This window comes from Aeromicrobium sp. IC_218, assembly GCF_004336805.1.
Taxonomy (GTDB): Bacteria; Actinomycetota; Actinomycetes; order Propionibacteriales; family Nocardioidaceae; genus Aeromicrobium.
The window spans coordinates 19845-38027 of sequence record NZ_SJXM01000016.1; the positions used below are offsets into that span (position 1 = coordinate 19845).

The window sequence follows — 18183 nt, forward strand, 5'->3', positions numbered from 1 at the left end:
TACGTAGGCACACCCACCATGACTACGTAGCCATGCCTTGTCAAGCCGCTGCCGCGAGGGCGAGGGCTCGCTCGCCTGCACGTCCCAATGTGAGAGTTGACACGTTCGTGGTTACGTAGGCATGATGCGTGACCACGTAACCATCTGTGACGTGGACCACCCCCCTTCGAGCGCATCGTCCTCGGTTTGGCGGTTTTCGCCGCCTGGATAAAAGGAGTTGCTTCACCATGCTTCGTACTCGCCTAATTGCCGCGGGGGCCGCGGGCCTACTCGCCGCCGTCGGCCTGTCTTCATGCGGCATCGATCGTTCGGGCGGAACTGCCGACGAGGTCGTCATCGGCTACTCCGGCTACACGCTGAGCAACCCATTCTTCGTAGGCCTGGAGAAGGGCCTCAAGGACCAGACGGATGAGGAGGGTTACAAACTCATCACGACCAACGCCAACGGCGACCCCGGGCAGCAGGCCAATGACGTCCAGAACCTCGTCACGCAGGGCGCGGACTACATCCTGATTTGCCCCCAGGACGGCCAGTCCCTCGAGCCGGTCATCAAGGCTGCTGCTGAGAAGGGTGTAAAGGTCATGTCGCTGGCCGACAGCATCCCGTCGCCAGACCTGACAACCTCCATCACCGCCAGCCAGCTAGAGGTTGGTCGGGCCGGCGCTGCCGAAGTCGTGAAGTTCCTCCAGGACCGCTATGGCGAAGTCAAGGGAAACGTCGTCGAACTGCAGGGCATCGCGGGATCGCCGGCGGCGAACTACCGTCACCAGGCGTTCAGCGAGATCACCGATAAGCACCCAGGAATCAAGGTCGTCGCCAGCCAAGACGCCGGCTTCGACACCGATAAGGCGTACTCAGTGATGACCGACATCCTTCAGGCGAACCCGAAGATCGACGCCGTGTTTGCCGCTAACGACGCTGAGGCGCACGGCGCGCTCAAGGCCATCGAGTCCGCCGGACGGCTGACAGAAGTGGGCGAGCCGGGCCACATCTACGTAGGCGGCAACGACACCCCGCCGGTGACCATGGCCGACATCCGCGCCAACCTCCAGGACGTCAGTGTCAGCCAGAACCCGGTAACCATGGCGAAGGGTGCGGTCGAGTACATCGCCGACCTCGAGAACGGCGGGGACGTAAAGAAGGAAATTGTGTGGCCCATCCAGGTCATCACCCCGTCGAACTACGACTCCGCCGAGGTGAAGAAGTACGGAATCTGGGCCGATGAGATCGACTGATCCTACTGGCGTGGCTCCGCTGGTCGAACTGCGTCACGTCGCGAAGTCCTACGGTCCCGTCGAGGTCCTTCACGACGTCAACCTGGCCCTGCGTCCCGGCACCGTGACCGGCTTGTGCGGGGAGAACGGGGCTGGGAAAAGCACCATCATTCGGTTGATGGCGGGCGCAGAGCAGCCGACGGCCGGCGAGGTGATTCTCGCTGGCGCGCCGCTCCCAGCCCATACGGGTGCGGTGATCGACGCGGGCCTCTCAGTGATCTATCAGGAGCTCACCGACATCCCCGACCTCTCCTTAATGGAGAACGTCCTGCTCGGGAACCTGCGCTCACGGGCGGGTTGGAAGAACCGGCGTGCCAATTTGGCGCGGGCACGCAGCGGGCTCCAGCAGGTCGGTTTGGGCCACTTGGATCCGCAGACTCCGATACGGCAGCTCAGTCTCGCCGAACGGCAGCTCGCCGAGATCGCCCGCTGTCTGGTCCGTGAAGCGCGGGTCCTCGTGCTGGACGAGCCGTCGTCCTCCCTGCCCGAGCAGGAGGTCGAGACTCTACTGAAAGTCGTCGGTCGTCTCCGAGAGGAAGGGATGGCGGTCGTGTACGTCAGCCATCACCTCGATGAATTATTCACGGTTTGTGACCGGCTGGTAGTCCTCCGGGACGGCCGACTGGTCGGCGACGCGCCGACCACGGAGTGGAACGAGGAGTCCTTGGTCAACGCGATGCTGGCAAAGGATCTTGAGCACGCCTACCCTTGGCGGCCCCGCGAGATCGGCGAACCCATCTTCACTGCGGACGAGGTCACCGGACCCGGGGTCCGCGGAGCGACGATGAACATTCGACGCGGCGAGATCCTCGGCCTCGTTGGTCTCGCTGGCGCCGGCCGCACCGAGCTGCTCAAGTCACTGGCCGGGGTCACCCGACGCACCGGTGGTCAAGTAAGGCTCGATGGGCAGGACCTGGGTCGCACTATCAAGGCTGCGCGCCATCAAGGACTGGTGTACGTCCCCGAGGACCGAAAGCGTGAGGGCTTGGTGCTCGAGGCGTCCATTGCGGACAACCTTTGCCTCGGCGACTACGGGTCTGTGGCCCGGCTCGGTGTCTTGCGCAGCGGGGCCCGGGAGAAACATGCGGCGATCGTCACCCGGAGGTACGCCGTGAAGCACGCCTCTGTCCGTCAACCGGTGGCTCGGCTCTCGGGTGGTAACCAGCAGCGCATCGTCATCGCCCGTGCGGTTGAAGCTGCGCCCAAGGTCGCGCTCGTTGACGACCCCACCCGAGGCGTCGACGTCGGCGCGAAGTCCGGCATTCACCAGCAACTTCTAGCGCTGGCCGAAGGCGGCGCTGGCGTCGTCATCACCAGTTCCGACACCGATGAAGTCCTCGCTATGTCCGACCGCATCTACGTGATGGCCGGTCAACGCATCGTGGCTGAGTTCGACCGCGAAAACTTCGACCGGGAACACATTCTTCACCTCGCTGCCGGAGGGCAGCACAATCAAGGACAGGACGCATGACATACACCCACGCTTCCGAAGTGGAGGCACCCACTGCGCTCCCCTCGCGTTTCCTACGGCGAGCGCTCGGCAGCCCCCTGCTTCCCATCACTCTCGCGCTCGTCCTGGTCTGCGGTGTCATGACCGCCCTTTCGGCCAGCTTCTTGACCGCCACAAACCTGACTAACATCGTCGTGCAGTCCGCCGTCGTCGGTATCGCCGCCGTGGGCGCCACGTTCGTCATTGTCACCGGTGGAATCGACCTGTCCGTCGGGTCGAACATCGCGCTATCCGGGCTGCTTGGAGCGATGGTGGCCCAGGACCATGGCGGGCTGGCCGGGATCGTCACCACCCTGGTGGTGGCGCTCATCGTCGGGCTATTCAACGGTGTCTCCATCACGTGGCTCAAACTCACCCCGTTCATCGTGACCTTGGCCGCCATGGGTATCGCCCGCGGGCTGACGTTGCAGCAGTCCCAGGGGCAGACCGTCTACGATCTGCCCGCGGTGTTCATCTGGCTAGGTTCGGCCAAGGTCGGTGGCATCAACGTGGTCCTCATCTTGACCGTGGTGATGTTCGTGTCCGGTCATCTGATCCTGAAACGCACCACTTTCGGGCATCGTGTGTATGCCGCTGGTGGCAACGCTGAGGCGTCCCGGCTCGCGGGCATAAACGTCGACCGGACGGTTCTGGCTTGCTACGTCATCGCGGGTCTGTGTGCTGGGCTCGCCGCACTGGTGCTCGTCGGTCGCCTCGGCTCCGCAGCACCCAACGCCGCCACCGGGACGGAGCTGCAGGTCATCGCCGCGGTCGTCATCGGCGGCACGAGCCTGTTCGGCGGCAAGGGCAGCGTCGTCGGGACCTTTATCGGCGTTCTGCTGATCGGCGTGATCAACAATGGGCTCACGCTCCTCAACGTGTCCCCGTTCTGGGTCCAGACCGTCCAGGGCACGCTCATTTTCTTGGCTGTGCTCCTCGACTCGTTCAACAACCGTCGGATGCAGAAGCAGTTGACCGCGAAACGGAGTGTCGGGGCTTGAGCGCGTACCGCGAACTAGGTCGTGAGATCTCCAATTGGGGGCGGTGGGGCGCTGACGATCAGCTCGGCACCCTCAACCTGCTAACCCCGGAGCGCCGAGTTGCAGCGCTCCGGGCCGTCCGCGACGGCATCAGCGTCCCTCTCGGCCTTCGGTTCGACGCTGACGGCCCTCAGGGCTCGATCCCCGGCCGTACGAACACGATCCACGTCATGACCCGCACGGGAATGACGTCGCCCGAGCCCAGCGGATTTGTGTTCATGGACGACCTGGTGGTGATGCCGTTACAGACAGCTACTCAGTTGGACGCGCTGGCCCATGTCGCCTATGACGGACTCCTCTACAACGGAGTTTCAGTCGAAACCGTCACCGCCGACGGCGCCAGCCACGGCGGGATCGAGACGATGGCTGCCGGCATCCATAGCCGTGGGGTGCTGCTCGACATCGCCCGCTGGCGCGGCGTGGACCGACTCGCCGAGGACGACCGGATCACCGCCCAAGATCTCTCCGCCGCCGCAGCCGACCAGGGCGTCGATATCGGCCCCGGCGACTGCGTCCTGGTTAGGACCGGATGGATGCAAGTGTTCACCCAAGACCACGACGGAGCCCACTACCTCTCTGTGGAACCCGGACTGGACCTGACCGCCGCCCGGTGGCTCGCCGACCGCGACATCGCTCTCGTCGGCAGCGACAACTGGGGAATTGAGATCGCCCCCTGGCCTGATTCCGACGACATCCACCCTGTCCACTGCGTCCTCATTCGTGATGTCGGGATGCCGCTGGCGGAGATGCTTGATCTGGACGATCTGGCGATTCAGTGTGCCGCCCGCGGGCAGTGGGACTTCCTATTCTCCTGCCAGCCTCTGCCCGTCACTGGCGCCGTTGGGTCGCCCATCGCGCCTGTAGCGATACTGTGAAGTCCCAGCGATAGGCTGCCATCGTGGCGAAAGGAACGGGTCGCGTAACGAGCGTCGACGTGGCGCGCCATGCCGGCGTAAGCCAGACCACAGTGTCGCGCACGTTCCGGCAGGACCCTCGCGTCCTCCCCAACACCCGAAAGCGGGTTCTGCAGGCTGCAGACGAACTGGGCTACTACCCTAACCTCGTCGCTCGGTCGCTGATCACCACCCGCTCCGGCATCATTGCCGTTACCGTCCCTGACGTCGAGAACCCCGTCTTCACCGCCATCATCACCTCCCTTCACGAGGTGCTTCAGGCGCGCAATCTGAAGATGATGTTGTTCCTCGAACGGAACTTTGAGCAGGGACCTCACGATGTCCTCGCCACGGGGCTGCCGGTGGACGGCGTCATCATCGCCTCGGCAAACCGCCACTCTCCAGTAGTCGGAGAGATACAGGCGCGCCGTATCCCAGCTCTGCTGATGCAACGCGATGTCGACGGAGTCGACATCGACCGCGTCATGCCTGACAACGCCCAGGGGTGCCGCGCCATCGCAGACCATCTAGTGTCCTTGGGCCACACCCGCATCGGGATGATCACCGGCTCGCCGTTCACCTCCAGTGGGTCGGGGCGCCACAAGCGCTTCGAGGAGGCGCTCGCGGGGCACGGCCTAGCCATGGACTCGCGTCACGTGATGACCTCCCCACCGACTTTCACCGACAGCGCCGAGGTCGTCGAACGGTTCCTTGACCTGCCTGACCTCCCCACCGCAGTGTTCTGCAGCAGCGACGCCATCGCTGTCTCCCTCCTAGACAAGTGCCGAAGGCTGGGCATCGAAGTTCCGCGCGACCTCAGCGTCGTCGGTTTCGACGACATAGGGCCAGCGGCTTGGACGTCTATGAACCTCACAACCGTTCGTCAAGACATCGCAAGCCAATGCGAGATTGCAGTCATGATGCTGATGGGTCGCGTCGAAGGGCTCGACCATTCAGCTACAGCTGTGGACTCACCCGTTGAACTCATTGTCCGTGGATCGACAGGACCACCACGCTCAGTCTCGCCTGGGGACGGGGCACACCACCGCGCGGGAGCGCCACGCCCTGGCGATGACGGTGTGTCTGACGAGGACGACGCCGGCTAACAGCCGACCTGAGGCGGGGAGCCAGCCTTCAGACGCGGTCCCGATGCCACGACGGCCACGCCGCCGGGGGAGGGACGACCGGCCGAGTACGCTCGATTTCACGTTTCCGGAAAGGAATAGTCCGGTCGTCGGCCGGCGCCGAGGATGGCACGAAGCGTGGGAAGCAATTCCAGGTCTGGGGCATCTCAACTCGGATTTCAGGCTAGTCACCTCTCTACGGAGGTTGTCTGGCAGGACGACTCCTGGGGTCTCGGCAGCAAAGCATTAGAAGCGCAGCGTCACCCGCTGAGTCCTCGTGCAACAGATGCGGCGGCGCGGAGCCAGGCGCGCTGGGTGGCTGGGCGGAGTGCGTCGAAGTGGATGACGCCGGACTGCAGGGCCTTGTCGTAGGGGATGGTGACGACCTCACGGACGAGGGGCTCGAAGTTGGCGGTGATGCGCTCGACGTTGGGGTCCTTGCCCGGTGTGCGCTGGGACAGGATCACCACGGCGTTGCGAGCCAGCGCGGCGTTGTGCTCGTCGCGCTCGATCAGCGTCTCTAGGAGGCGGGCGCCGGCCTCGGCGGTCTCTTCGGCGTTGGTGCAGGGCACCACGAGTCCGTCGGTGTGCTCGATCATGGCGCGCCAGTTCGCGGCGCGTTCGTTGTTGCCCGAGTCCATGACGATCATTCGGTAGTAGCGGGCGGCGACGCGGTGGATCTTGTTGACGTCGTCGGCGGAGACTTCGTGGCCGCCGTCGACGGACTGGTCTGAGCGGAGGACGTCGAACTTGTCGGCGGGCTGGTGGTGGGCGAAGTAGCTCATCTCAGCGGACTGGGCGCCGGTGCCGAGGAGCTGGTCGACGCGGGGCAGCAGGTCCAGGACGGTGTTGTCGTGGTTGGAGCCCTGGGTGCGCCAGGCGAGGGTGCCGCGGGTCTCGTTGTTGTCCCAGGCCAGCACCCCGGCGCCGCCGTAGCGGGCGAACACGGCCGACAGCATGGCGGTCGTTGGCGTCTTGTTCGCGCCACCCTTGCCGTTGGCCACGGCGATCGTGCGCGGCCCGGGCCAGTGCTGGGAGACGAGCTGGACGTCCTGGCGCCACTCCTTCTCGGCCGGTCCGGGACCGACACGAAGCCCGAATCGGTTGAGCGAGCCGCGCCAGCCCTGCTTGGCGGGCTGGATCACCGGGCCCTCGGAGATGAAGCTCTTGCGGGCGTGCCGGGGAGCGGTGGGGGAGACGTGCACCTCCGTGGCCGCCGCCGGGTGGCCGCCGGCGGCGGCGGTCGTGACCCACGGGTTGGTCGTGGGTGCGGGGTCGTCGTCGGAAGCGACGACGTGCAGGCCGGTGCCGCGGTGGGTGCGCTCGAGGTCGCGCGCCTCGGTCTCGGTGATGGGTGCGACGTCGCCGGTGGATCCGTCCGGGTTGATGGTCAGGCGCATGTGGCCGCCGGAGTCCGATGCGATGGCCTCGACGGCTTGGCCGAGCGGCTGGGCGTAGGTGCGGGCGATGTGGTGGACCGCCGCGGTGTGCGGGCTCGGGTCGGCGTCGATGGTGGTGCCGTCGACGGTGACCCGGTTCCCGTCGATGGTCACGAAGTGGACGGTCGGCTTGCTGGCGCTGGTGGTCATGGCTGCTGCTCCTAGGCGGTGGTGATGGCCTCGACGCGCCACGGCGCGCCGGTGTTGGTCCGGGTGAGAGTGATGAAGACGCCGAGCTGCTCGGTGGAGAGCTGCTTGCCCTGGGCGTCGTGGCGTTGGACGGTGGCCACGCGGGTGAGGACGACTTGGCTTCCGGTGCTCTTGCCGCCCTCGACTTCGTCCGAGGGCGTGACGGTGACGCTGGTGTACCCGTCGGCGGCGGCGAGCTCGATCCAGTCGGCGCCGCCGTCGCCTGGCATGGGCTGAGCGACGGCACGGGCGTAGTCGGTGGTGAGCCACGGTGCGGCGCGGCGCAGTCCGTCAGCGGGGGAGTGGTCGGTGCGGGTGTCGACCACGAACGCGGCGACGGCGGCCGCGTCGGCGACCTCGCCGGCGTCGGTCTCGTCGACGGTCTTGGGGTCAGGCAGAGGTCCTCGCGGCTGGCCCGGGCCGCCGGGCTCGATGAGTTCGACGCCGTCGGCGTTGAGCTGGGCGTGATCGCCGACGGGTGAGGGCGTGGCCCGGTCGGGCTCGTCGTCTCTGCCGCTGCAGGCGGCGGCCAGCAGGAGCGCGGCTGTCGCCGTCGCGATCCGGATGCGCGCGTTCATGGGCGCAGTCCCTTCTGTCGGAGCCAAGCGTTGGGGTCGACCTCGTCCTGGGCGTAGCCGCCGTTCTTGGGGTGGACCTCCAGGTGCAGATGGCAGCCGCTGGAGTTGCCCAGGCTGCCGACGTAGCCGATGACCTCGCCGGCCTGCACCCGCTGTCCATTGGTGACCGCGGCCCGGCCCATGTGGGCGTACCAGGTCGCGGTGCTTCGCTGCCCGGTAAGGATCTTGACGAAGTGCGGCCCGGCCCACGCCGCTTGCGACGGGTCGGCGGTGGCCACACCGCCGGTGACGGCGCGGACGGGTGTGCCGCACGGAGCTGAGAAGTCGTTGCCGGTGTGGTGCCGCGCCCACATGGACCCGGAACGCCCGAAGTTGTGCTGGTTCGTGTAGCGACCGGGCGCCAGGGGGAGGCGGACGGCGCCACCGACGTCGCCGATCGCATCCAGGCTGTACTTCGTGGCCGAGGCGTCGAGGATCTTGCGGATGTAGGCCGTGGTCTCGGGGAACGGCGGGACACCCTTGGCTGCGGTGACGTTGCCCATGCCAGCGTTGTAGGCGGCCAGGGTCAGCTCCAGCGGTTCACCGCTGATGACCCTCAGCTGGATCTTGTCGCGGACCTGCCGCGCGAGCGCGCACATGAGATCGGCCTGTGAGCCGATGGAGTCGTGCGGGTCGAAGACGTCGACCCGACCGTCGCGGCTGTAGTCCTTGCCCCAGGTGTTCCACGTGCCCGGCATGAACTGGCTGATGCCCTGGGCCCCCGCGGGCGAAGTGGCGCGGGGATTCCACCCGGACTCACTGTCGATCTGGGCAGCCAGGACGGAAGCACTGATCTCCTTGCAACGCTGTCCGGCCTTGAGCACCGAGTCACGGAACTCGGCCGGGATCGCGTCGCTGTTCACCTCGCCAGTGAGGTCGGCGGCCGCGGCGTTGCGGTCGGCGACGAGCACCGCCGGCAGCATGACGAGCGCGAGCAACGCCGTCGCGACGGCGGCCGCGATGTAGACGACTGAGCGTGTTCCCCCCTGGTCCACGCTCAGGACTCGCCTTCGCCCCGTACGCGGCTCAGAAGTACGGACTTGGAGAACCTTCGGGTGTTCCCGATGAGCGTCGAGGGAACGTCGCCGCGTTTCGCCGCCCGGTCGAGGTGACCCTGCGAGATCTGCAGGAGCCAGGCCGCTTGCGGCTTAGTCAGGATCTCGGGCAGCTCCTCGATGAGCTCGAGCGTGGGCGGTCCTTGCGGGACTGCGCGGGCGTCGGCGGCGGTCATGACGCCACCGCGCCGGAGATCAGTCGGCGGTGGAGTCGCCGGCGTCGCCGGCTTCCTTGTTCACCTGGTCCGGGGACGTGCCCTCGCGGATGATCTGCTCGATCTGTGACTTGGAGAATCGCCAGCGGTTCCCAAACTGGCGTCCCGGCAGAACCCCGTCGGCCGCCCAGCGGCGCACCTGGGGCGTCGAGGCGCTGAGGATGAGTCCCACCTGCTCGGCGGTTAGCACCTCCGGCAGCGCGTCGTAGTCCGCGGCAGTGAACCGCTCGCCGTTGCCTCTGCTCATGATTCGGCAGCGTATCGCGCACTTCGTCCCCCTTCAGACCTCAGGCCGCACCGGCGATGGTCGGCCAGCCTTTCGCAACAGGCTAAGGGGTAAGAGAGTGACAGATCTAGTTCAACAGCATCTAAAAACGATTTGGGGCGATATACGCGCACCAAGGCCCAGTTCGCTACAGGTTGCGCAAGATATGTCGATCGTGGGAGTCTCGGGACAAGGAGAGTTGCGCGAGCGAGTGCTCAGCGGGCTTCCGATCACGATGACGATTCGGGGGAATGGTCACATGACGATAAGCAACGACACGGGCGTGTCCCCGTGGATGGTGCCCCCGATCGGGGACGAAACGTCATCTCCCTCACGTGGGCATGACTATCACGACTTCGAGCGCTCCGTCGCTGCCCCGGTGCCGAAACGTCCCCTGACCAGTCGAGTGACCGAGCGGCCCGATTCGATCGAGCCCTTCGTGTGGGTCGCCGCACACGGCGGCGCAGGAGCGACATCGTTGCGCCAGGGGAGCGGGGCTGGACTCGACCTCACCGGTCAGTGGCCGGACCCCGAGCTGGGCTGGCCCAGCCGAGTCGTCCTGGTGTGCCGCAGCAACGCGGCCGGCCTCGACGCAGCCGGTCGGATGCTCCAGGAGTGGGTCTCCCGAGCCGTCCCGGACGTTCGCGTTCTCGCCGTGGCTGTGGTGGCTGATGCCCCGGCACGTCCCACGAAGTTGATGCGGGCGCGCCTTGTCGAGCTCGGCTCGATCGCTCCGCGCGTCTTGAACATGCCGTGGGTCGACCAGTGGCGCGATCACCCCTACGTGGCCGACCCGGCTGCTGCTGCGCTCGCCACTCGAATCAAGGACCTGTTGGACCAGCAGAACGCCTGATTGGCCCGCCGGGCGAGTCAGCAGAACCGAAGGAGTAGCCCATGTTCACGAACCTCTACGTGACGGTCGCGACGTCGATCCCCAATCCGTCACCCGAAGCGCCGCCCGAGCTGGAGGGCAAGGTGAGCACGATCCTCGGCCTCGGCATGTGGCTGGTGATGGTGGCGTGCGTCGCTGGCGTGCTCATCTGCGCCGGGAAGATGGCGCTGGCGTACCGCCGCGGTGAGCTTGCCGAGTCGTTCGGCTCGCTTGCCGGCGTCGGCGTCGCCTGCATTCTCGGCGCGAGCGCATCGGGCTTCGTCAACTTCCTGATGCTCTGACCAAGCACTGAAACGAACCTGCCGGGGGGCACACCATGTACGAAACGTCGCCAGATGGCCGTCGTCTGAGCCTGCGGTGGCTGCTTATCGGAGCCGTCCTGCTGGTCCTGGTCGCCGTGGCGGTCACGCTCCTGGTCGTCGAGCGGCAGGACAGCGGCGGAGACGCCGTGGCCTCGCCCACCACCGAGCCGACGACGGCCCCGAGCCCGACGGACCCAGCTCCTACCGACGGCGAGAGCTACGAGTCTGCGTGCGGCCTGCGAGGCGGCAGCCTCCAGATGCCCACCCAGGAGCCTGCAGACCTCAAGTGGGAGCGTGCCGACGGCTGGGCGTTCCCGGTCTCGCCGTCGGCCGGACCTGGTCGGCGACCCGCCGACGGGCCCTGGAGCTGCTTCGCCCGAACTCCGATGGGCGCGGCGTTGGCCGCGTACACGATCGGTTTTCGTCTGGCAGTAGTCGAGGACTTTGAGGCCGCAGTCCGCCAGCAGGTCGCACCTGGGGTGGGTCAGCAGGCGCTCCTGCAGCTCGGCCAGGAGCCCGCGGAGGACACCGTCGACACCAAGGGCTTCGTGATCGAGAGCTACAGCCCCGACGCTGCGGTGGTGAGCTACCTCCTGGTCCAACAAGGCCGGAACTTCACCTGCTCGACCGAGGTGCAGTGGCGCGACGGCGATTGGGTCCTCCGAGCCCTGGCTGACGGATCCACTTCTTCGGGATGCATCGAGTCGACGCCCACTCGCTATGTGCCTTGGGGCGATCAGTAATGGCCTGCCCGGTCTACAAGCCGTGGGAGTGCGCGATCGACGGCGCCAAGGAGGCCGCTGGCGGCGTAGCCAAGAACGCGGGACAGTCCGCGATGGAGGGCGTGGCCGACTTCTTCACTGAGGCCGCCGAGTGGGCGGTCAAGAACCTCACCACCGCCTGGCTCAACGCCCCCGCCCCGGACGTCGAGTCGGCGAACTCGCCGTCGATGTGGCTGCAGGACCGGCTGTCGTACTTCGTGGCCGTGGCCATGATCGCGGCGTTCTTCGTCGCGGCGTACCGCCTGGCCACCATGCCGCGTGTGCAGCACATTCGAGACCTCGGCGACTCGATCGTGCGCGTCGTCCTGGTGACCACGGTGGGCGGTCTGCTCATCACCACCGGCGTGGAGATCGGCGAGATCTTCTCGGACTGGATCCTCGAGCAGGCCGACGTCGACCTCGACGGCCTCGCGATCGCCGGGCTCGCCAGCCCCGGGCTCATGCTCATCTTGGCGCTGGTCATGCTCCTGGCCCAGCTGATCCAGCTGGTCCTGATGATCGTGCGAAACGCGATGATCGTGTACCTCGCCGCCGTGCTTCCGCTCGCCGCCGCCTCGAGCACGACCGCCGCTGGGAAGCAGTGGTGGTCCAAGAGCGTCGCGTGGCTCGTGGCGTTCATCCTCTACAAGCCGGTCGCCGCGTTGATCTACGCGGGCGCGTTCAAGATGCTCTCGAGCGAGAACAACATCACCACGCGGATCACCGGCGTGGTCGCCGTGGTGATGGCGGTCTTGGCCCTCCCGGCCATCATGCGGTTCATCGTCCCGGCGACCGCTTCGATGGCGGCGGGCAACGCCGGCGCGATGGCGCTCGGCTTCACCGGCGCCGCCGTGGCCACCGGCGCCGCGGTGGCTAGTGGCGGAGCATCGGCCGCTTCCGGTGCAGGCTTCAGCGGATCGAGCGCCGGCGTCGGCGCCACGACCGGAGGAAACGGTGGCGGGGCGGCAGCCCTCGCCTCGAACGGCCCGAGCGGCGCACCCGACACCGGCGGATCGGCGAGGCCCGCGGGCGGTCCCAGCTCGGCGCCTCAGTCCGGCACCGAGCAGAGCAGCGACGACGCCGCGAAGGTTCCCGCCGGCGTCGGCGCCGCCGCGGTAGGCAACGACCAGGCCGCCCCGAACGGACCCGCAGCGAGCGGCGCGACCGGAGGAACCTCCGTCGACCATGTCGTGACCGCCGCTCAGATGGGCCAGTCGATCGGCCAGACCACAAGCGACACCGCCTCCGGCGCGGTGGAGGAGGAACGATGAGCAGCCAGGCAGTTCCGGACCGCCCGACCTACGGCAACTGGGTCGCGCAGCGATCCCCCGGCCTGGGTAGCCTCGGGCTGCTGGCCACCGTGATCCTGATGGGCGGCGGCGTCGTCGCGATGCTGACGGTGATGATCGCCGGGCTGGTCGCGGCGCTCGTGGTCGCGGCAGTCGCCGCGACGGTCGCCGTCGCCGTCGGCACCCCCGTGGGGGTGACGCTCCTTCGCCGCCTGGGCTTCGCCCGGCAGGTTCGTCGGCGGACCCACCAGGGACGCTCCGGCGCCTTCTCCAAGGCCAAGGCGCCGCACGTGCGCCTTCCCGGCATGCTCGCGCGGACCACCCTGCTCGAGCGCAACGACGCCTTCGGCAACCCGTTCGCCGTGCTGAAGAACCCGCGCAAGGGCGGCCTGTTCACGATCGTGGCGCGTTGCGTCGCGGAGGGCCCTGCTCTGCAGGACCAGGAGCGCCTGAACCAGTGGGTCGGTGGCTACGCCCGCCTGCTCGGCTCCATGTCGCAGGAGCCCGCGCTCATCTGCGCCAAGACGATCACCGACACCGCACCCGATCCGGGCGGCCGCCTGGAGTCGATGGTGGCCCAGGCCCGTGCCACCAACTCCCCGGCGCTGGCGCGCCAGGTGATGGACGAGTGCGTACGGACCTACTCGGTCACCTCGTCGGAGAATGTCACCTACTTGGAGCTGACCTTCCGCGGCCGCGGGCTCTCGCGCCGAGGCCGTGAGGACGAGATCCTGTCCGAGCTCGCCCGCAAGGTGCCCAACCTCCTTGCCCAGCTCCAGTCCGCCGGCGGGGGCGCCGTCGAGATGGTCAGCGCCGACGAGCTGTCCAAGATTGTCCGCATGGCCTACGACCCGGCCGCGCAGCGGTGGCTCGACCAGGCGGAGTTCGCCGGCGAGCCGGTCGACGTCGCCTGGGAGGAAGCCGGACCTGTCGCCGACCAGGCCGCGTGGGACCACTACCGCCACGACTCGGGCCTGTCGGTCACGTGGGAGATGACCACCCCGCCCCGCTCTGCGATCAACGAGCGCGCGCTGAACGGGCTCCTGCGCCCCGATGCGGACTTCGTGCGTAAGCGCGTCGCGATCGTCTACCGGCCGCACTCGCCGGAAGATTCGGCGAAGGTCTCCGAGGACGACGCCCAGGTGGCCGCGTTCCTCGCCGGCAACACCAAGAGGCGGCCCACGGCCGCGTCGAAGGTCCAGATTCGCGCGGCAGAGAAGGCCCGCGACGAGGTCGCCTCGGGCGCCTCGCTCATCCAGTTCTCGCTGCTGGTGACGGCCACCGTCACCGACGACGAGGACCTGGTGCAGGCCGTCTCGACCGTCGAGTCCCGCGCGGGCGCCGTGCCGCTGCGAATCCGCCGCTCCTACGGCTCGCAGGCCGCCGCGTTCGCCACCACGCTCCCGGTCGGGTTCGTGCCGTGGGAGCACACGACGGTGCCCTCCAACCTGCGTCAGTACCTCTGAGGGAGGCCAGCTCATGAGCGTCACGACAGCGTTCCGGCGCAGCGGTCGACGTCGCGCGAAGCGACGCGGGCCGGACCCGGTGATCGTCGAAGCCACGACCCCGCCCCAGGAGACCAAGACGGGCAAGGCCCCGGCAGCGGAAGGGTCCTCGATGGGGCCCCGCGGGTGGCGAGGACCTGGCGGCGGGGCCTGGGACCTGCTCCCGGTGCCGCCGTCCTACCGGGGCACCAGCGTGCAGGTGTGCGGCCTGTGGCCCTTCGCCGGCGGCTCGGGCCGCCCCTTGGTCGGCGTTCCGGTCGGTCACGACCTGGAGACCGGCGCGACCGTCTGCTGCGACGTCATCAACTGGTTCCGCCACGGCCTCATCTCGTCGCCGTCGATGCTGGTGCTCGGGCTCCAGGGTCTGGGCAAGTCGTCGTGGACGGTGCGGCAGATCCTCGGCCTGGCCGACCAGGGCGTCATCCCGCTCGTGCTCGGCGACATGAAGGGCGAGTACGGGGCCGTCATCGAGGCCCTCGGCGGACAGGTCATGCGTCTGGGGGAGAACCAGCGACTCAACGTCCTGGACCCCGGCGCGATGGGAGCGGCCGCGGACCGCATCGGGGGAGAGGGCGGCGCCATCCTGCGCGAGCAGGCGCTGCAGCGCTCCGCGATGCTCGTCACCGCCCTGATCCAGATCGTCCGCCGCCAGCCGCTCGCGGACTGGGAGACCACGCTCATCAACAAGGGCATCCGGCAGCTGCTCGAGCGCCGCCACGGTGCGCAGGAGCCGCCGACCCTCCCGGACCTGGCGTACCTGATGACTCACCCCGACCCGGACCTCGTGCGCGCGGCCCTGGCCGGGACCGTCGAGGAGTTCCTGGACGCCACCAAGCCGCTCGCTCGGTCGCTCGAAGCACTGCTCGACGGGCCGCTGGGCCGCACCTTCTCGGGACAGACCACCGAGCGGCTTCGGCTGGACTCGACCGGCGTCTGCGTCGACGTGTCGGCGATCCGCCGTCACTCCGACGACGTGAAGGCCGCGATCATGCTCGCGACCTGGTCCGAGGGGTACGCGTCGGTCGAGGCGGCCAACGCGCTCGTCGAGGCCGGTCTGGACACTCAGAAGCACTACCTGATGGTCATGGACGAGATGTGGGAGCCGCTGCGCATCGAGGGCGCCGGGCTCGTCGACAAGCTCGACGGCCTGACTCGTCTGAACCGCAACGACGGTGTCGGGAACATCTTCATCACGCACTCGCTCAAGGACATGGAGTCGATGGCGTCGCTGGCCGACGTGAAGAAGGCGCGCGGCTTCGCCGAGCGGTCCTCCATCGTCGTGACCGCCGGCCTGGCGAAGGAGGACCTCCGGGCGCTGTCGGAGGTCAAGCGCATGTCCGAGGTGGAGATCGCCACGGTGGCCAGCTGGTCGACGCCGGCGGGATGGAAGCAGCGGATGATCCGCGACCCGCAAACCGGCCAGACCCGCCCGGCACCGCCGCCGGGTGCCGGCAAGGTCCTCATCAAGCTCGGCGAGCGGGCAGGCATCCAGACCCAGGTCACGTTGACCGCGGCCGAAATGGACCTGCACGACACCAACACCCGCTGGCTCAGCACCCCCTAGGAGCGTCATGGTCCGCCGCAGCCGCGTTGATCCGGCCCGCAACAACGACGACGTGACCCTGGTCGCCGCCGGCGTCGCCTTCCTCGTCCTGGCCTGGGTCGGGACCTGGGCGAGCCTGCAGGCCACGGGTCAGGACGCCTCGCTGAACCCGGGCAAGCTCGCCGTGCAGGTGAAGCGCGGCGACGTCGCGTGGACCGAAGCTACCACCTGGTGGGCCGCGGCGATCGCCGGCGGACTCTCCGTGGCGGTCGCCGCCATCGCGCTGTTGCTGCGCCTGGTGCGTGGCAAGCGGGTCGAGGTCGACGCCGCCGGCTCCCACATGGCCACGCGGCGAGACATCGAGCCGCTGACCCGCAAGCAGGTCACCCGCACCGCCCGCAAGCTCACCGCCAGCGCCGACGCGATCGGCCTCCCTCTGGGCTACCACCTGCCGTCCAAGGCGCGGGTGTGGTCGACGTGGGAGGACATGCTGCTGCTCATCGCTGGGCCTCGGACGATGAAGTCGTCCTCGTACGTCATCCCGCTGGCGCTGGCAGCGCCAGGCGCCTGCTTCATCACCGAGAACAAGCGCGGCGTCCTGGACCACACGCGCGGGCCCCGCGCCACCAAGGGACAGGTGTGGGTCTTCGACCCTCAGGCCGTCGGAGGTGAGGAGCCCACCTGGTGGTGGAACCCACTGTCCTACGTCACCGACGAGACCAGCGCGGAGAAGCTGGCCGCGCAGATCGCCGAGTCCACCCGCGAGCCCGGGCGCGGCGATGCCTACTTCGACAACGAAGCGGTCAACCTGCTGCACCTGCTCCTGCTCGCGGCCGCGAGCGAGGGCGAGCCCATCACGACCGTCTACACGTGGCTGACCGAACCGACCGACACCCACCCGGTCCGCGTACTCGACCGAGCCGGCTACCGGGCCCAGGCCGAGTCGCTGGAGGCACTGGCCATGCTGACCGACAAGCAGCGTGACGGCGTGTACGGGTCCGCGCGGGCCCTGGTCGGCTTCCTGCGGAACCGCCAGATGATGCGGTGGGTGACGCCGCCAGCGACGCCGGGCGTGGCTGAGTTCGACCCGCACGCGTACGTGCGCTCGAGCGACACCCTGTACGCGCTGTCCCACGACGGCAAGACCTCCGCCGGTCCGCTCGTCGGTGCGCTGACCTTGGCGGTCTTCGACGCCGCCGAGAAGTACGCCACCAGCTGCGCCGGCGGCCGCCTCCCGACCCCGCTGGTCGGGCTGCTCGACGAAGCTGCGAACGTCTGCCGGTTCAAGGATCTGGACTCCAAGTACAGCCACTACGGCTCCCGCGGAATCATTATGATGACGGTGCTGCAGTCCTGGGACCAGGGCGAGGAGATCTGGGGCCGTCACGGCATGGAGAAGCTGTGGTCGGCCGCGAACATCAAGGTCTACGGCGGTGGCGTCTCCGACACCCGCTTCCTGCAGCGCCTGTCCGACCTCATCGGCCCCTACGAGCACCTGACCGGCACGACGTCGTCGGGCCGGGGTGGACGCTCACGCTCCCGATCGGTGACGGAGCGACCGATCCTGTCCGTCGCCGAGCTCGGAGCGCTGCCACGGCGTCGCGCCGTGGTGATCGCCTCGGGCATCCGGCCGATGCTGCTCAAGGTCGTGCCCTGGTTCGCCCAGGACAAGACGACGCGCGAACAGGTCGAGCTCTCGCTGGCCACCAACACCCCGGCGCCGGCACCCGACCAGCCGGCCGTGCCCGTGGCCGCGTCGAGCACGCCGACCGCGGACGCCGACCGGTGGCGCACGACCGGGTTCGGCGCATGACTACCGACCTCAACGGCGGCCTGTTCGGCGCCGATCCCGAGACGGTCGCGGCGGCGCCCGTAGACGAGACCCCGGCCGGCGGTGATGACGACGTCCTGCACTACGCCGACGTCTTCGAGTTCGTCGGTGACTTCCTCGCAGTCGTCTACGCGCGCAAGATCGGTGGCAACAGCGGCTTCCGATGGTGCGCCCGCTGGCACCACCACCCCGAAGCGGTCGCACGACTGACCGCACTGTGGGAGGCGTTCGAGGCCCTGCGGACCGAGCCGGGGACGGCCATGTCGACCTGGTGGAACGACCACGCCGATCCGACGATGGCCACGCTCACTGCCGGCGACGGGCCGTTCCGCGAATGCACGGCCCAGCAGCACGAAATGCCGCCGCTCCTGCCTTCGATCAGCCCAACCCAGGACGAGCCCGCCGATGCATACGGACACGCAACGGCCCCGTGAGGCCCGGACACGACTGAGCGCAGCCG

18 protein-coding genes are annotated in these 18183 nt (G+C 68.1%); 13 read left to right on the plus strand and 5 right to left on the minus strand.

Annotated elements, in window-relative coordinates:
• The first annotated feature begins 227 nt into the window (after positions 1–227).
• The 5 genes from E0W78_RS14620 to E0W78_RS14640 all read left to right on the plus strand — a co-directional run bounded on the left by E0W78_RS14620 (position 228) and on the right by E0W78_RS14640 (position 5802).
• Positions 228–1235 (plus strand): sugar ABC transporter substrate-binding protein, encoded by a 1008-nt coding sequence (locus E0W78_RS14620; protein ID WP_131404667.1) that lies wholly within the window; start codon positions 228–230, stop codon positions 1233–1235.
• Between the two features lie 10 nt (positions 1236–1245).
• Positions 1246–2745, plus strand: coding sequence for a sugar ABC transporter ATP-binding protein (locus E0W78_RS14625; protein ID WP_165570529.1), 1500 nt, complete (start codon positions 1246–1248; stop codon positions 2743–2745).
• Entirely contained in the window at positions 2742–3764 is a 1023-nt protein-coding gene (locus E0W78_RS14630; RefSeq protein WP_131404669.1) for an ABC transporter permease, read from the plus strand. The genes E0W78_RS14625 and E0W78_RS14630 overlap by 4 nt, the downstream gene beginning before the upstream one ends.
• A gap of 209 nt (positions 3765–3973) precedes the next feature.
• Complete coding sequence (locus E0W78_RS14635; RefSeq protein ID WP_207392778.1) at positions 3974–4678, plus strand: cyclase family protein; 705 nt, start codon at positions 3974–3976, stop codon at positions 4676–4678.
• A gap of 23 nt (positions 4679–4701) precedes the next feature.
• Positions 4702–5802, plus strand: coding sequence for a LacI family DNA-binding transcriptional regulator (locus tag E0W78_RS14640; RefSeq protein ID WP_131404671.1), 1101 nt, complete (start codon positions 4702–4704; stop codon positions 5800–5802).
• A gap of 278 nt (positions 5803–6080) precedes the next feature.
• Here E0W78_RS14640 and E0W78_RS14645 read toward each other — a convergent pair whose 3' ends face one another.
• Genes E0W78_RS14645 through E0W78_RS14665 form a run of 5 tightly spaced genes read right to left on the minus strand, consistent with a single transcriptional unit; the run spans position 6081 to position 9582 of the window.
• Positions 6081–7409 carry a hypothetical protein gene (locus E0W78_RS14645; RefSeq protein WP_131404672.1) on the minus strand — a complete coding sequence of 443 codons (1329 nt, stop codon included), beginning with the start codon at positions 7407–7409 and terminating at the stop codon, positions 6081–6083.
• An 11-nt stretch (positions 7410–7420) separates the two neighbouring features.
• The gene (locus E0W78_RS14650) at positions 7421–8026 is read right to left on the minus strand and encodes a hypothetical protein (RefSeq protein WP_131404673.1); all 606 of its coding nucleotides are present in this window, start codon (positions 8024–8026) and stop codon (positions 7421–7423) included.
• Complete coding sequence (locus E0W78_RS14655; protein ID WP_131404674.1) at positions 8023–9060, minus strand: peptidoglycan DD-metalloendopeptidase family protein; 1038 nt, start codon at positions 9058–9060, stop codon at positions 8023–8025. Before E0W78_RS14655 ends, E0W78_RS14650 begins: the two co-directional genes overlap by 4 nt.
• Before the next feature lie 2 nt (positions 9061–9062).
• Positions 9063–9296, minus strand: coding sequence for a helix-turn-helix domain-containing protein (locus E0W78_RS14660; RefSeq protein ID WP_131404675.1), 234 nt, complete (start codon positions 9294–9296; stop codon positions 9063–9065).
• Positions 9297–9315: 19 nt separating this feature from the next.
• The gene (locus E0W78_RS14665) at positions 9316–9582 is read right to left on the minus strand and encodes a helix-turn-helix domain-containing protein (protein ID WP_131404676.1); all 267 of its coding nucleotides are present in this window, start codon (positions 9580–9582) and stop codon (positions 9316–9318) included.
• Positions 9583–9859: 277 nt separating this feature from the next.
• On the opposite strand from E0W78_RS14665, the gene E0W78_RS14670 reads away from it, so the two are divergent.
• The 8 genes from E0W78_RS14670 to E0W78_RS14705 all read left to right on the plus strand — a co-directional run bounded on the left by E0W78_RS14670 (position 9860) and on the right by E0W78_RS14705 (position 18157).
• The gene (locus E0W78_RS14670; protein WP_131404677.1) at positions 9860–10453 is read left to right on the plus strand and encodes a DUF6668 family protein; all 594 of its coding nucleotides are present in this window, start codon (positions 9860–9862) and stop codon (positions 10451–10453) included.
• Positions 10454–10494: 41 nt separating this feature from the next.
• Positions 10495–10773: a hypothetical protein gene (locus E0W78_RS14675; RefSeq protein WP_131404678.1), complete on the plus strand. Its 279-nt coding sequence runs from the start codon at positions 10495–10497 to the stop codon at positions 10771–10773.
• A 35-nt stretch (positions 10774–10808) separates the two neighbouring features.
• On the plus strand, positions 10809–11537 hold the full coding sequence (locus E0W78_RS14680) for a hypothetical protein (RefSeq protein WP_131404679.1): 729 nt from the start codon (positions 10809–10811) through the stop codon (positions 11535–11537).
• Entirely contained in the window at positions 11537–12826 is a 1290-nt protein-coding gene (locus E0W78_RS14685) for a hypothetical protein (protein WP_131404680.1), read from the plus strand. Before E0W78_RS14680 ends, E0W78_RS14685 begins: the two co-directional genes overlap by 1 nt.
• Positions 12823–14310 (plus strand): SCO6880 family protein, encoded by a 1488-nt coding sequence (locus E0W78_RS14690; RefSeq protein ID WP_131404681.1) that lies wholly within the window; start codon positions 12823–12825, stop codon positions 14308–14310. The genes E0W78_RS14685 and E0W78_RS14690 overlap by 4 nt, the downstream gene beginning before the upstream one ends.
• A gap of 151 nt (positions 14311–14461) precedes the next feature.
• Positions 14462–15913, plus strand: coding sequence for an ATP/GTP-binding protein (locus tag E0W78_RS14695; protein ID WP_131404682.1), 1452 nt, complete (start codon positions 14462–14464; stop codon positions 15911–15913).
• A 7-nt stretch (positions 15914–15920) separates the two neighbouring features.
• Positions 15921–17705 (plus strand): TraM recognition domain-containing protein, encoded by a 1785-nt coding sequence (locus tag E0W78_RS14700; RefSeq protein ID WP_131404683.1) that lies wholly within the window; start codon positions 15921–15923, stop codon positions 17703–17705.
• Positions 17702–18157: a DUF4913 domain-containing protein gene (locus E0W78_RS14705; RefSeq protein WP_131404684.1), complete on the plus strand. Its 456-nt coding sequence runs from the start codon at positions 17702–17704 to the stop codon at positions 18155–18157. Before E0W78_RS14700 ends, E0W78_RS14705 begins: the two co-directional genes overlap by 4 nt.
• The last annotated feature ends 26 nt before the right edge of the window (positions 18158–18183 follow it).

Excerpts from the sequence above, each read along its gene's own strand:
- E0W78_RS14620 (WP_131404667.1), top strand. The coding sequence starts at position 228 with ATGCTTCGTACTCGCCTAATTGCCGCGGGGGCCGCGGGCCTACTCGCC.
- E0W78_RS14630 (WP_131404669.1), top strand. The coding sequence starts at position 2,742 with ATGACATACACCCACGCTTCCGAAGTGGAGGCACCCACTGCGCTCCCC.
- E0W78_RS14635 (WP_207392778.1), top strand. The coding sequence starts at position 3,974 with ATGACCCGCACGGGAATGACGTCGCCCGAGCCCAGCGGATTTGTGTTC.
- E0W78_RS14645 (WP_131404672.1), bottom strand. The coding sequence starts at position 7,409 with ATGACCACCAGCGCCAGCAAGCCGACCGTCCACTTCGTGACCATCGAC.
- E0W78_RS14650 (WP_131404673.1), bottom strand. The coding sequence starts at position 8,026 with ATGAACGCGCGCATCCGGATCGCGACGGCGACAGCCGCGCTCCTGCTG.
- E0W78_RS14660 (WP_131404675.1), bottom strand. The coding sequence starts at position 9,296 with ATGACCGCCGCCGACGCCCGCGCAGTCCCGCAAGGACCGCCCACGCTC.
- E0W78_RS14665 (WP_131404676.1), bottom strand. The coding sequence starts at position 9,582 with ATGAGCAGAGGCAACGGCGAGCGGTTCACTGCCGCGGACTACGACGCG.
- E0W78_RS14670 (WP_131404677.1), top strand. The coding sequence starts at position 9,860 with ATGACGATAAGCAACGACACGGGCGTGTCCCCGTGGATGGTGCCCCCG.
- E0W78_RS14675 (WP_131404678.1), top strand. The coding sequence starts at position 10,495 with ATGTTCACGAACCTCTACGTGACGGTCGCGACGTCGATCCCCAATCCG.
- E0W78_RS14680 (WP_131404679.1), top strand. The coding sequence starts at position 10,809 with ATGTACGAAACGTCGCCAGATGGCCGTCGTCTGAGCCTGCGGTGGCTG.
- E0W78_RS14685 (WP_131404680.1), top strand. The coding sequence starts at position 11,537 with ATGGCCTGCCCGGTCTACAAGCCGTGGGAGTGCGCGATCGACGGCGCC.
- E0W78_RS14690 (WP_131404681.1), top strand. The coding sequence starts at position 12,823 with ATGAGCAGCCAGGCAGTTCCGGACCGCCCGACCTACGGCAACTGGGTC.
- E0W78_RS14695 (WP_131404682.1), top strand. The coding sequence starts at position 14,462 with ATGGGGCCCCGCGGGTGGCGAGGACCTGGCGGCGGGGCCTGGGACCTG.
- E0W78_RS14700 (WP_131404683.1), top strand. The coding sequence starts at position 15,921 with ATGGTCCGCCGCAGCCGCGTTGATCCGGCCCGCAACAACGACGACGTG.
- E0W78_RS14705 (WP_131404684.1), top strand. The coding sequence starts at position 17,702 with ATGACTACCGACCTCAACGGCGGCCTGTTCGGCGCCGATCCCGAGACG.